The 13416-nt window shown below is 62.8% G+C and carries 11 protein-coding genes and 1 pseudogene; 2 read left to right on the top strand and 10 right to left on the bottom strand.

Features of this window, described 5'->3' with window-relative positions:
* Positions 1-54: 54 nt before the first annotated feature.
* The 3 genes from MUN23_RS07910 to MUN23_RS07900 form a co-directional block, all read right to left on the bottom strand.
* A complete protein-coding gene (locus MUN23_RS07910) occupies positions 55-1311 on the bottom strand; it encodes a sugar ABC transporter permease (protein ID WP_248763305.1) in 1257 nt (418 codons plus the stop codon).
* Positions 1308-2132, bottom strand: coding sequence for an ATP-binding cassette domain-containing protein (locus MUN23_RS07905; protein ID WP_248763304.1), 825 nt, complete (start codon positions 2130-2132; stop codon positions 1308-1310). Before MUN23_RS07905 ends, MUN23_RS07910 begins: the two co-directional genes overlap by 4 nt.
* Before the next feature lie 95 nt (positions 2133-2227).
* Positions 2228-3304 carry a sugar ABC transporter substrate-binding protein gene (locus MUN23_RS07900; RefSeq protein ID WP_248763303.1) on the bottom strand — a complete coding sequence of 359 codons (1077 nt, stop codon included), beginning with the start codon at positions 3302-3304 and terminating at the stop codon, positions 2228-2230.
* 202 nt (positions 3305-3506) lie between these two features.
* On the opposite strand from MUN23_RS07900, the gene MUN23_RS07895 reads away from it, so the two are divergent.
* Positions 3507-4319 carry a DeoR/GlpR family DNA-binding transcription regulator gene (locus MUN23_RS07895; protein ID WP_248763302.1) on the top strand — a complete coding sequence of 271 codons (813 nt, stop codon included), beginning with the start codon at positions 3507-3509 and terminating at the stop codon, positions 4317-4319.
* Positions 4320-4455: 136 nt separating this feature from the next.
* On the opposite strand, the gene MUN23_RS07890 is transcribed toward MUN23_RS07895, so the two are convergent.
* The 5 genes from MUN23_RS07890 to MUN23_RS07870 form a co-directional block, all read right to left on the bottom strand.
* Positions 4456-5334: a 2-hydroxyacid dehydrogenase gene (locus tag MUN23_RS07890; RefSeq protein WP_248763301.1), complete on the bottom strand. Its 879-nt coding sequence runs from the start codon at positions 5332-5334 to the stop codon at positions 4456-4458.
* Positions 5335-5529: 195 nt separating this feature from the next.
* A complete protein-coding gene (locus MUN23_RS07885; protein ID WP_248763300.1) occupies positions 5530-6168 on the bottom strand; it encodes a histidine phosphatase family protein in 639 nt (212 codons plus the stop codon).
* Positions 6165-7649 (bottom strand): FGGY-family carbohydrate kinase, encoded by a 1485-nt coding sequence (locus MUN23_RS07880; protein WP_248763299.1) that lies wholly within the window; start codon positions 7647-7649, stop codon positions 6165-6167. The genes MUN23_RS07885 and MUN23_RS07880 overlap by 4 nt, the downstream gene beginning before the upstream one ends.
* Positions 7646-9250: an FGGY-family carbohydrate kinase gene (locus MUN23_RS07875; RefSeq protein ID WP_248763298.1), complete on the bottom strand. Its 1605-nt coding sequence runs from the start codon at positions 9248-9250 to the stop codon at positions 7646-7648. Before MUN23_RS07875 ends, MUN23_RS07880 begins: the two co-directional genes overlap by 4 nt.
* Positions 9251-9386: 136 nt before the next feature.
* Positions 9387-10694 (bottom strand): MFS transporter, encoded by a 1308-nt coding sequence (locus MUN23_RS07870; protein WP_248763297.1) that lies wholly within the window; start codon positions 10692-10694, stop codon positions 9387-9389.
* 212 nt (positions 10695-10906) lie between these two features.
* On the opposite strand from MUN23_RS07870, the pseudogene MUN23_RS07865 reads away from it, so the two are divergent.
* A pseudogene (locus MUN23_RS07865) lies at positions 10907-11473 on the top strand (hypothetical protein); the annotation flags it as partial.
* Between the two features lie 160 nt (positions 11474-11633).
* Here MUN23_RS07865 and MUN23_RS07860 read toward each other — a convergent pair.
* Together MUN23_RS07860 and MUN23_RS07855 are read right to left on the bottom strand one after the other, a co-directional pair.
* Entirely contained in the window at positions 11634-12089 is a 456-nt protein-coding gene (locus MUN23_RS07860) for a nucleoside deaminase (RefSeq protein ID WP_248763296.1), read from the bottom strand.
* Positions 12090-12189: 100 nt separating this feature from the next.
* Positions 12190-13416, bottom strand: a complete 1227-nt coding sequence (locus tag MUN23_RS07855) for a glycosyltransferase 87 family protein (RefSeq protein ID WP_248763295.1) — start codon at positions 13414-13416, stop codon at positions 12190-12192.

Below are 13416 nucleotides of genomic sequence, written 5' to 3'. Positions count from 1 at the left end.
GGCCCCTGCCATTCTTGCGGCAGGAGCCCTTGGGTAGGAACTGGCGGTTATTGCTCAGGCCCTGCCGTGTGCGGATCGAGACCGGCGGGAGACTGAGTCGAGGGTTACTGCCAGGAGCAGCACCACACCCGTGACCATGAAACGGAATGACGAGTCGAGATTCAGCAGGGTGAGGCCGCTGGAGATTGACTGGATGACGATGATCCCCAAGATGGCGGCGAAGGCGCTGCCACGGCCCCCGAACAAGCTCGTTCCGCCGATGACAGCCGCAGCGATTGCGTTCAGGTTTACGTCGCCGGTGCCGCTTCCCTGGTTGGCGGCTGCGAGGCGGGCGGCTCCAAGGAGTCCTCCTATCGCTGCGAGCGTTGAGCAGGTGATGAAAACGGATGTGTAAATGGCTTTGACATTTATGCCGGCGCGGCGGGCTGCCTCTGGGTTGCCGCCGACGGCGTAGACGGAGCGGCCCCACTTGGTTCGTTTGAGCAGGTAATTAAGGATCAAGGTCAGTGCGATGAACAAAATGAACATCCAGCCGACTCCGCGGCTTTGGTTCAGGTAGGAGAGAGCTACTCCGAGGACTACCAGCAGGAGAATGGCGCGCAGGGCGACGTTCTGCAGGGACATGGCGGACAGCCCGGCGATTCTGCGGGCTCGTGAGTGGAAATAGTCGGTGGCGAACAGGCCTGCCGCTGCGGCTGCTACCAGTACGTAGGACAGCCAGATGGGCACGAATGCCAGTTGCGCGAAGTACACCAGGGGTGAGACGAACGGCAGGTTGATGGATCCCTTGGCGCCCAGGATGTAGAGCTGCAGCCCCAGGAATCCGAGTAGCCCGGCGAGGGTGATGACGAAACTGGGAACGCCGAACCGGTTGAAGATTTGTCCGTATATCCAGCCGGTGCCTGCTCCGAGGGCAACTGTGGCCAGGATAACCAGCCAGACGGGCCAGCCCATGTTGACCGAAGTGACTGCGACGACTGCGGCGGCCAGTCCGCTGACGGAACCGACGGAAAGGTCGATTTGGGCTACCAGGAGGACGGAGACGATGCCGAGGGCGATGATCCCTACGGCTGAGCTTTCCATGGTGAGGTTGACCAGGTTGGCGGGGGAAAGGAAGATCGGGTTCAGGGCCTGGAGGACGGCCCAGATCACGATAAGTCCGCCGATGACGGGCAGGACACCGAGGTCCCCGGAGCGGGTTCGGTCCAGGAATGCCTGGAACTGGCCTTTGAGTCCTGTCCGGTCTTGCAGCCGTTCGTCCTGCAAGTCCATGGCGAGGGAGGCGGGAGCGGTTTGTGTCTTGGTTTTCATGCTGTGTCGGTCTCCTGGGTCGGTCCCGGGCCGGTGCCGCGTGCTGCGGACCGTCGTGAGACGACGTTGTCCGTTGCTCCGGTAATGGCGGCGATGATGTCCTCGGTTGAGACTTCGCGGACCCGGAAGTCTCCGTTGTTGCGGCCAAGGCGCAGTACAACCACGCGGTCCGCGACTGCCTTCACGTCGGCCATATTGTGGCTGATCATAATGACGCCGTGGCCGCGTTCGCGCAGTCTTTCAACGAGGTTGAGTACTTCGGCGGTCTGGGCGACGCCGAGCGCTGCGGTCGGCTCATCGAGGATGACGATTTTGGGGTCTCCGAGCAGGGACCGGGCGATGGCGACGGTCTGCCGCTGGCCGCCGGACAGCGCTGCAATGGGTGTCCGGACAGAGGGGATCTTTGCCGAGAGCTGCCTAAGCAGCTCCCATGAACGGACTTCCATGTCCACTTCGTTCAGCCGGAGCGGTGATATTTCCCGGCCAAGGAAGAGGTTGTCGACCACTGTGAGGTTGTCGCAGAGCGCCAGGTCCTGGAAGACGGTGGCGATGCCGAGGTGCTGGGCGGCCGCTGGACTGGGAATCGTTACTTCCCGGCCTTCAAAGGCGATGGTGCCGGAGTCGGCTGAATGTACTCCCGAGAGTACCTTTACCAGCGTCGATTTGCCGGCGCCGTTGTCACCGACGACAGCGACAACTTCGCCTTCGGCTACGTCCAGCTCAATGTCCATTAGCGCGGCGACGGCACCGAAGGACTTGTTTATGCCGCGCAGTGACAGCAGTTGGGGGCTTCCTGCTGCGGCAATGGGTTCTGATGGCATGTTTTTCCCTGTTGTTCTCTGGGGTAAGTGATGTTGGGGTTGAGGTTCCGGTGTCCGGACCGGAGCACCGGAACCTCCTTGCCTTGATGCCGGCTCTACTTGATGCCGGCCTTGGCGCAGGCTGCCGCGTAGGCGGAGGTGCAGAGCCCGGACGCCTTCACGATTCCGGTGTCCACCAGCGACGCTTTGAGGTTTTCCGTGGTGACCACTGTCGGGACGAAGAGTTCCGACGGGGTGTTGAACAAGGTGGTTTTGCCCGCAGGCTTCTCGCCCTTGGCAAACGAGTAGGCAATCTGAGCGGCGGCCTCAGCCACAGTCTTGATTGGCTTGGAGATGGTGTTGTACTGATCCCCGGCCACAATGCGCTGGGCGGCGGCGAGCTCAGCGTCATTGCCCGTTACGGGGGGCACTTCGGTTCCGGCAGCTTTGAACGCCGCGATGGCGCCGCCTGCCGTGCCGTCGTTTGCTGCGACAACTCCTGCGATTTTCCCGGAGAACTGGGTAATCTGGCCGCTGACCCAGTCCTGGGCTTTGGTCGGTTCCCAGCCAGGGGTGTCAAACTCGGCGAGGAGCTTGAACCCACTCGGGTCAACGGCGGAGTGGATGCCCTTCTTAATCAGTCCGGCGGCTGCGTCAGTAGGGGATCCGTTGACCTGCAGCAGTCCTCCCTGGACGTTGGTTGCCTTGAGATGGTCGACCAGGGACTGGGCGATCATCGAACCGATCTTTTCGTTGTCGAAGGAAACGTAGTAATCGGCGGGGGCGTCAGGGATCGGGCGGTCGTAGGCGATGATCGGGACGTTCTGCGCCTTGGCTGAGTTGACGATCGTCGCGGCAGCCGCGGAGTCTACCGGGTCAATCACAATTGCCTTTACGCCCTGGGCGAGTGCGGAGTTGGCCTGTTCCTGCTGCTTTGCCGCGCTGGCGTTGGCGTTTGAATACACCACCGTGCATCCCCCACAAAGCTCCTTGATCTTTGCTTCAAACATGGGCTTATCAAACAGTTCATACCGGGTTGAGGCGATATCCGGCATCAGAAACGCTATTTTGGCGGCCGAGGCGTCGCCCGTGCCGGCTCCTGCAGAGCCCTGGGAACCGCAGCCAGTGGCGGCGACGCCGAGAATGGCGGCCGTGGCGGCTGCCGTCATGATGCGCGCGTAGAAGTTCTTCATTGAATTCTCTTTCGTGAGGTGAGCCAAGCGAGTTGGGTCCTCCATGACCTCAACTTGTATGTCGAGAATAACAGAAAAAATGTGAAATAGGTCACGAAGATTGATAAATTGTTTCATGGCTTGTGCGGGCATATCCTAAGCACAGGCCTGCCGTATGGGTCCACGCAGCCGTGGAAACCCGCGCGCAGCGACGAAAGTGAGCATGATGAACGACAACCCCGGACTCAAAAAGCCGCGCATCACCCGGCAGCGGCGGATCATCGAACATGTTGTGGGCGCAGGGTTTTCCAGTGCCGCCGATCTTGCGACCCTCACCAACGTCAGTCTGATGACCATCCACCGCGACATCGATGATCTGGCAACTCGGGGAATCCTGCGCAAAGTCCACGGCGGAGTGTCGGCACTGCCCTCCACTGTCTTTGAGGCGAGCTCTGAGATCCGGATGCAGATCCAGCCGCAGGCCAAGACGGCGCTTGCGCGCAAGGCCCTGGAGATGGTCGAGCCAGGCATGTCCGTGATGCTGGATGACTCCACCACCGTGTTCGCCCTTGCCCGGTTGCTCAACGATGTTGGACCCCTGACGGTCATCACCAACTACAGGCAGGCGATAGAGCTGTTCCGGGAGAACGATGACATCCGGCTGATCGTGACCGGAGGCCAGTACTCGCGCACGCATGACTCTTTCATTGGCCTGCCGAACGACGGCTCGTTCAGCTCATACGCGGTGGATGTCGTGTTCCAGTCCACCTCAACGATGGGATCTGAGATGACCTATCACCAGGAGCAGGATGTCGTTCACATGAAGCGGGCCATGCTGAAGGCCGGCACTCGACGCGTGCTGATGATGGACGGGTCCAAAGCGGGGCGGACATCGCTCCACCACTACGTTCCCGTGAGTGATTTCACCGACCTCATTCTTACTGACGATGTCTCTTCCGAGTTCAGGGAAGCAGTATCTGAGCACACCACCTTGCACATCGCCCCGCTGCATTCCACGCACAACCAGACAGGTTAATCCGGTCTGCAGGAGGGCATTCTCGACGATTCCGATCCGGCACCGAAATGGCGCCGAGGGTTGCGGGCGGGGCCAAACGACCCATGCCGGCCCCCGGAGCCGCGGGAGCCGGCGCGCCCGGGGCGCCAGCGTGGTTCTAGGCCGTGCGTGCTGGCATGAGGGCTTCGGGGTTGGCGCAGTGGGCGAGGGGTTCCCCGTTCAGGTACCTCCGCACATCCGCGGCTACGATCTGTGCCGCCTTGTTTGCGGTCGCTTTGCTGGCCCCGGCCAGGTGCGGGGTCATGACGATGTTTGGGGTGGTCAGCAGCCTGGAGGCTGCGGGAATGGGCTCCTCGGGGAAAACGTCAAAGGCGGCGCCGAAGAGGTGGCCGGAGTCGAGGGCGTCGCAGAGTGCGTCGTAGTCCAGCAGGGCGCCCCGTGCGCAGTTGACGATAATGGAACCGGGTTGCAGGGCGGCGATCTGTTCAGCTCCGATCATGCCGGTTGTCTCGGGCGTGACGCGGGCATGGAGGGTGATGAGATTTGAGCGGGCCAACAATTCGTCGAACTCGACCTTTTCCGCCTGTCCGGCCAGTACGTCTTCGGTGACGTACGGGTCGTGCACCAGGACTGTTGCCCCGAAGCCTTGCAGCATGCGGGCAACGCGGCTGCCGATGGCGCCGTAGCCGACCAGGCCGACGGTGCTGCCTTCGAGTTCGGGGCCGACGTTTTCGTACATGTAGTAGTCACCCCGCCACGTTCCGGCGGACAGATCGGCGTTGGTCTGGGGGATGCGGCGCATCGCGGCCAGCATCATGCCCAGGGTGTGCTCGGCTGTTGCTGCAGCGTTCCGTCCCGGTGCTGACGTGACGGCTACACCGTGCCGGGTGGCTGCTTCCAGGTTTGCGTTGACGGGGCCTCCGCGGCTGATGCAGAACAGTTTGAGGTCGGGGCATGCTTTCAGGACTCTTTCGGTCAGGGGGGGCCATCTGCGTGATGCAGATTTCCACTCCCTGCAGGGCTTCGATGAGTTCATCTTCGGTCCCGGAGGCTTCATCAACTTCTGCGACCCGGCCGAAGGGGACGACGGGCCAGGGCAGGGTGAGTTCGGTGAAGGACACGCTGCGGTCGGTGACTTCCTTGGCCACGGCGCCAGTGAGCAGGTCATTGAGTACGAAGTGGTCGCCTGCGGCGAGAATGCGGGTGGTCATGATGGGATCTCCTTGCTGGATCAGGGCTGGGGCTGGGAGGCCGGCGCGGTGCTGTCCGCGACGGGGGTGTTGAACTCGAGCACGGAAACGTAGCCGTCCCTGACGCTGATTTCAGTGAGTGAGCAGTTCCGGATGGTGGGGAAGACCCGCCGGTATTCCCTTAGCGGGATGCCGATCAGCTGGCACAGGGCGAGCCGGATTGCCGTGGTGTGGGCTACTACCAGCACCCGTTCGTCCGGATGTTCCTTAGTGATGTCCTGAAGGCAGTCCACGAATCGGTCAGCGGCTTCGAAGGGGTCCTCTCCGCCGGGGAGATGGTGCTTCGCCGGATCAGCCCGGAAATGCGCCAGGGCCTTAGGGAAACGCTGTTCCATCTCGGCGGTTGTCAGGCCTTCGCCTTCACCGAAGTCCAGTTCACGCAGGCGCGGGTCCACCTGCACGCTGAGGCCTGTGACCTTCGCACTGGCCTCTGCTGTGGTCTGGGCGCGGCTCAGAGTGGAAGTGTAGATCGCGGAGAGCCCGGCTGTTTGGGCCCAGTTTGCGAGCTGCGCCGCCTGTTTATGGCCTCTGGGAGTCAGGTCGATGTCGCTGACTCCGGCGTAGCGGTTATCGGCGTGCCAGACCGTCTCGCCGTGGCGGCACAGGATGATGTTGGTCATGCGTTAGTCCTCTTGATGGCGTGTTCAGCAGCTGTGGAATCCAGCCAGCCGCGTTGTTCCAGTTCGGTGATGAGGCGGACGTAAGAGTCGTCGAACCGTCCGGCCGACTCCGGGCGGGGCTCTAGGACCTGGCGTACCTTGACCATTTCTGCTGCGACGTCAGCGGTTTCCCGGTCCGGGGACGCGGCGAGGACAGCCATGCCAAGGGCTGGTTCTGCATTCTGGGGGAGTGTCACCGGGCGGCCGAGGACATCGGCACGTAACTGGTTCCAGTAGGGGCTTTTAGTGGCGCCGCCGGTGAGCACGAGGCTGCCGTCGGTGGGGGCACCCAGGAGGTCCAGATAGTCAAAGCACAGCCGCTCGATGAACGCCACTCCCTGCAGGGCGGCGGCGTAGCGGTCGCCCTCAATTTCCGATGTTCCAAGAGTGAAGCCCCGGGCCTGTGGTGCCGCGAACGGGAACCTTTCCCCGGATGACACCAGCGGATAGGTCAGGACGGGTGCGGGTTCCCGTGTTTTTGCCAAGGCCTCCAGGATGCGCAGGTCCTTTCCGGCGAAGTCACGGGAAATCACACCGGCCCCGGTGCTGGAGGCGCCTCCCGGCAGCCAGTCACCGTCAGGGCTTTTGTGGGAGTAGACCACCCCGAGGGGGTCCTGGATCAGGTTTCGGGTGACCCCCTTGAGGATCAGCGTGGTGCCCAGAACGGAATTCCAGCTGCCGACTTTCAGGGCCCCGGAGCCCAGCTGTGCTGCACATCCATCGGTTGCCCCTGAGATGACAGGGGTGCCTGCCGGGATGCCGGTGGCGCGGGCAGCGTCGGCGGATACGGTCCCGATTCGGGTGCCTGAGCGGACGAGACCCGGAAGCATTTGACGCGGTACGTCCAACGCGTCCAACACGTCTTCCGGCCACTTCTCCTCAATCAGATGTGCACCCGTTTTAAGGGCGCTGCTCAGGTCCGTTGGGACCGGATGGCCGGTGAGGCGCTCATTGATGAAGTCTGACTGGTGCAGCAACCGTGTCCCGGCAGTCGGCGTTCCTGGATCGTTGAGGAGCCAGAGCAGCTTGGGGAGTGCCCAGGGAGTCTGCATCCGCTGGTAGCCCAGCTCGTTCCAGACATGGGATCCTGCCTGGTTCACCCGGTCGGTTTCGCCGCTGGCACGGCCGTCGTCATACATGAGTCCGGGTGTGACGGGGTTGCCCCGGGCGTCGGCGAGGAGGATCGTTCCCGAGGTGGCGTCCACTGCGACGCCGAGGACGCTGCAGTGCTCAAGGCCCCGAAGTGCTTCCGAAGCCGCCGCGGATACGGCCTGCCACCATTGGTACGGGTCCTGTTCATGCCGGTGTCCGTCGCGGCGGCTGGTGAGCTCTTGGGTGCCGGAGCCGAGGACGTCGCCGTCGGCGTTGACTGCCAGGGCGCGCACACTCTGTGTTCCCAGATCCAGACCGACCCAAATGCTGCCGCCGTTCGTTGCTGTCATGATGTTCCTTCTAAGGTGGCCGGGTACTTCCCGGGAACAGTCAGGTCGTCGGACCCTTCGGACGGGTGCTCCGGGACGATGACCGGCAGCCGGTCTGTGGTCTTTGTCTGCGGGCTTCGGCCCCGCATGGCCGCAAGTCGCGGCCAGGTCTCGCTCACGGTGGTTCTGAGCGACAGGAAGTCCTCGTACAGCTCCGAGTATTGAGTGGCTTTCTGCGGGTCCGGGGTGAAGGTGTCCCGGATCCTGATGTACCAGGAGGAAACGTCCTCGACGCGTACGGCTCCGCCGGTGGCGACCAGTCCGACGAGGAAAGCTCCCTTGGCGCCTACTTCCGTGTCAGTGGACCTCTGCACCGGAACGCCCGTGATGTCGGCGATGAGCTGAAGCCAGATGGGGTTGGCGGCCCCGCCGCCGCAGACCCGGAGTTCGGTTGGGGTGACTCCTGAGGTGCTGAGGCAGTCGCGGACGACCAAGGTAAGGCCTTCCATCACCGCGCGTGCGATATGTTCACGTTTGTGATCGAAGGAAAGGCCCAGGAAGGACCCGCGCGCCTGCGCGTTCAAGAAGGGTGCGCGTTCCCCGGCCGGCGACAGATACGGTATGAACGCCAGGCCGCCTGCCCCCGGGGGGCATGTATCGGCGAGGTCGGCCAGCTCCGTCGGGTTATCCAGATCCAATAGCTGACAGGCCCATTGGATGACTTCACCGCCCGCCAGCGTCGGAAAGGCATTGAGGTATTTGCCGGGAAGGCCCAGGGCCACAGTCAGCCCGGCGGATTTTCCTTCCGTGCTCACGGTGTCGGCAACAATTTCCGTGCACAACGTCGTGCCGAGGATGCAGCAGGCCTGGCCGGGTTCTACCGCCCCGACTCCTATTGCCGTGGATGCGATGTCGTACGAGGACATGACGACCGGCAGGCCGGCGGGCAGGCCCATCTCCAGTGCTGCGTGCTGTGTCAGCGGGGCAACCCGGCGGTCGTCGCCCCGCAGCTCCGGCAGGAAGGGCAGGGCCCACTCCATGTCATAGAGCTTCAGCAGTTCCGGTGAGTACTGGCGGGTGCGGATATCCATGAACGGGGCAGCACCGTCTGATTCATCGATGGCGAACTGTCCGGTCATCCGGGCAAAGAGCCAGCCTCCGCAGGTGAGGGAGACGTGGGAGCGTTCGAGCCTCTCGGGGTCGTTCTGCTGCAGCCAGGTGAGGATGGCGTTAGGCAGCCCGGGGAAAGTCTGGGATCCGTTGATTTGGAATGCCTGTTTGAGCAGTCCCTGGCGCGACCATTCCTCCACGATGTCGGCGGCGCGTCCGTCGTTCCACAGGATCGCGGGCCCTGTGGGTTCCACTGCCTCGTCAACGAGCCAGCATCCGTCACCTTGGGCGGTGATGGCCAGGAAATCAATGTCCGACTTCAGTTGGCGCTGGACGCTGCGGACGCTGAAGACGACGGCATCCCAGACGGCGAGCATGTCCTGCTCGGCCCACCCCGGGTGCGGGCGGCTTACGGAGGTCGACTGGCGGACGACCACGATTTCTGTGCCTTCTTCGTCGTAGCCGACTGCCTTGATCATTGTGGTGCCGGCATCAACAGCGATGACCGCCATGGCTTGGGCCTTTCTATTGGTGGAAGTATCTTCCTCGTGCGGGTGTGCTTTGGAGTTTGCGGTGCTCGTGGCGGGGGATGCCGTACGGGATGTGCCGGCCGGAGTTCGCTGGCAGCCACTTCAGGTGTAACGGAAATTACTGAGTGTTGCTAGGTACAGCGTGGCGGGAGGTGGCGGGGAGCTTCAGCTGCCAGGTTAGGACGGCGCTGAGCAGGTAGAGCCCAGCGAAAATCCACATAACGCCGCCGACTCCGATCAAGGACAGGAACAGCGTTGCGATCAGCGGGCCAAGGAAAACCGACAGGCCGGCGCCAAAGTTCAGGGCGGACATGGCTGCTCCTTTGTGTTCCGGTGCCAGTGACGGCATCAAGGCTGACAGTGGGACGAAACCGGCCAGGGTGGCGCCGTAGGCGGCACCAACAGCCATTGCCACGATCAGGTTCGGACCGGCAGCGAGCGGCACGTAGTAGAACGCCAAGGTCGTTACAGCGCATCCGACGCCGCCGAAAAGTGCGATCGTCTGCCGCCAGCCAAACTTGTCCCCGACGATTCCGAAGATCAGATTGAAGAAGATATTGGTGAGGAACACGACGCTGAGGATCTGAAGCCATTCGCTGAGTTCGAACCCGATTACCTTGGTGAAGAAGACAGGAAGGAACACCAGGAAACCGAACTGGGAGGCGGTGTTGATGGCCCGGACAGCGGCGCCCATGCCGATTCTAGGATTGCGCCACAGGATGGTCAGGCTTGAGGCCAGGGTCGCGACTGGATCCTCACCCTCAGGAGCGAGTCGTGAAAAGCCTGTGCGTTCCCGGACCGTAGTGAGAACGACAAGTCCACCGGCAATGACAAGCCCAAGAGCGATCCAGAGTGTGTTGAAAGCCCCGAGCGCCGGAATGGTGGCGCTGGCCAGCAAGGAACCGAGGGTTGGCAGGCCGCCGGTGAATGCGAACCAGAACCACCCCACTGCTGAGCCCAGCCGGTTTGATGGAGTGCAGGCCGCGATCCACACCAGGAAGCCATACGCAAAGAGCGGATACCCCAGCCCTCGCAGCCCATAGCTGACCAGCAGCAGGGTGAAGTCCAAGGACGGGAGCGCGATCGTAAGAAGGACAAGCTGGAATGTCACCCAAAGGACGAGTCCCAGGAGCATGACGCGGCGGGGGCCCCAGAGGTCCGACAGGGCGCCCGAAGCCCAGGCGGCAACGCCCGCTGCGACTCCGTACACCGTGAACAGAAGCCCCACCTGGCCCTGTTCCAGCCCCCGGTCCAGCAGGAAAGTCGAGAGATACCCTGACTCAACTCCGTCGCCGATCATGAAGATAAGCAGACCGACAAACCCCCAGCGCAGCGCGTGGGGCATGCCGAGCCGGCTTGCCCAGGTGCGGGAGGGCGTCAGTTGCGGCGTTGACGGAAGGGTGGAGGAAACGGAACGTGCGGCCATTGCAATCTCCTGGGTGGTGCGGCACGAACCGCTTCGTTGCGGAAGGCTTCTGATGCCGACGGGAAACTAAAGAGTATGTGATCTATCTAACGTCAAGTGCGTTCCTCTGTCAACTTAAACGTTAAAAATAACAATTTTAATGTTAGTCCGAACGACCGGCTGCTTAGTCAGGTGCGATCTAGCCAGGCGGGGACTGACGTGAAAATTGCGGTGACCGTTTTCCCGGTGGCTTTGATCCGTCCGGCGGATTCGTTGGATCCGAGGGGATGCGCCGGCCGAGCGCATTAGTGAGCTCAGGGATCTTTGAACCCACTCACGGCGGCACCATCGCGGACCTCTTGCGGACCGGCATGAAGTGGGCGGCCATCGGGCTGGTGCTGCCGATGTTCCGCGGTGACTACTCGCGGGCGGTGCGCCGGCTGGCCCTGGCGTTCACCGCCGTCGTGATGCTTTCGCCCATCATCCAGCCCTGGTACATCCTCTGGTTCCTGCCATTCGTGGCGGTGACCGGCATCCGGAACGACTGGCAGATCCGGTGCCTCTACGTGGGCGTGACGTTTTTTGTGGTGTTCGGCGCGCAGGATCAGCTCTCGGTCTGGTCCTTTGTGGAGCTGGCCATTGACGCGTCGTCGCTGGCGTTCGTGACGGCGCTGCTGTTCACGTTCTATCTGCTGGTCCTGGACATCCACACGCGGAAGCTGCTGATCGAGGGTAAACCCTTGGACTGGGCCCGTCGGGGTTGGCGCTGGCTGCTGGACCAGCGCCGCACCGCCCGCTGAGGCGGCCTCTCCCAGCTCCATCGACTTCTGCCCCGACCACTGCTCTACGCGAACCCGGTTCTAGGACTTCTCGTGGCAGAGGACCGAAGCCCGAAGCGCGGCGGTGTACAGACCATACATAACGTCTGATCTATTTCACCCGCACTCCCTTGTGCGTGGACTACTCGGCGATGTCCTCCGCCCATAGTTCAGGGTGTTCGTCCTGGAAGGTGCGCATCATCTCGACGCATCGGGCATCATTCAACACCACCACTTCGACGCCGCGTGAGCGGAGAAGTTCGAATTCGCCGGGGAACGTCTCGGCCTCGCCCACCACCACGCGCGGAATCTTGAATTGGATGATGGTCCCGGTACACATCGCACACGGCGCCAGGGTGGTGTAGAGGGTTGTGTCCCGGTAGCTCTTCTGGCGTCCGGCAGCCCGCAACGCAGACATCTCGCCGTGGGCGATTGGATCGCCATGCTGGACACGCCCGTTGTGGCCGCTGGCAATCACTTCTCCGCCGCGGGCCAAGGCAGCACCGATCGGGATGCCGCCCTCTCGGAGGCTCTTTTGTGCGGCCTCGTAGGCAGCTTCGAAGACCGGGTCTGTGATGGTTCGTTCAGTTTCGGACATGGGTGCAGTCTAAATCGCGCGCGTCGAAGAATTGTTAGTGGGCGCAGACGGCTTGACAGCAAAGGCTATGTGTCCAAGGCCTGGCCAACAGCCCGCCAGCTTAGGCCGTCCGCGCCTCGGGGACCGCCTGTGATTTGCGGCCGAGCTCGGCGGTCCGCTTCACCGACCACCACAGCAGCACCACCAGGAGCACGTTGCGCGTGGTCAGGATGGCGGCCATGACCGGGTGGGCGTGGATGAGGGGCGTGTAGAACAGTGGATAGATCACAAACGTGGTCACGGCAATGCCCATCAGCAGCGCCGCAGGGACCTTCCACCGTTCCCAGTCGTGCGTGAGGCCGGCGATGATCACCGGGGCCAGCCAGATGATGAACTGCGGCGAACCCACCTTGTTGAACACAATGAAGGCAGTGGTCATCATCAGTGCGCCCTCGAGGAAGAGTTCCTCCCGTTCAGCGCCGCGATTCAGCGCCCGGACCAGCAGGACTGCGGCCACCACGGCGGCGACGATCAGCAGGGGCTGCATCAGGAACGCGGCCACCTCGGCACCCGGGCCGTAGACCTCGGTGGAGTTGATGGCCGTGTTGTCCGCCATCTTGGAACCCGCGATGTTGAACACGCTGAGCCACACCCACGGCGTGGAAAACGTGGCTTCAAGCTGCATGCCTCGCTCGCCCTGGTTGGTCAGGAAGTCCATGATGTGCGGCAGGCCGCCGGACAGGTACGTGCCCAGGCCCGCGACGGCGGTGACTGCGACGCCGGACACCAGCACCTGGATCCGTTTCCGGCTGGCAATGACGATCGGCACCAGGACCGCTGCCGGCCACACTTTGAGCCAGGTGGCCACGCTCAGCAGGATCCCTGCCACGACGGGGCGTTCGGCCGCGTACAGGAGGGCAATCAGCACGATGGGGGCGGTGATTCCCTCCACCCGGGCGAAGCTGAGGTAGCCCATAAAGACGGTGAAAAACAGCCACCACCAGGCCGGGGCGATGCCCTTCGCCTTCCGCGCACCGCGGGTAAGGAAAGCAAGCCCGACGGCGTTCAGGGCTGTGATGATCAGGAACCAGCACAGGAGGTAGAGGCTGGGTCCGGCAATGTTCGCGAGGAAGATGGGGATCTGCGCCAGCACCGGGTACACCCAGGGGCTGATCTTGCCGTCCAGGCTGTCCGGGTTGTAGCCGTCCATCGCCCACTGGCGGTACTGCTCGGTGTCGCTGAACGTATCGCCGTTGAGGAAGAACGACGCCATCCAGCCCAGGAAATACAGGTGGATGACCGCGAAGCCCCACCAGACGCTGGTCGGACGGGCGAACCAGTCCACCAC

This window comes from Pseudarthrobacter sp. SSS035, assembly GCF_023273875.1.
Taxonomy (GTDB): domain Bacteria; phylum Actinomycetota; class Actinomycetes; order Actinomycetales; family Micrococcaceae; genus Arthrobacter.
Note: the sequence above shows the minus strand (reverse complement) of the source record. Positions and strands in the feature narration are given on the sequence as shown.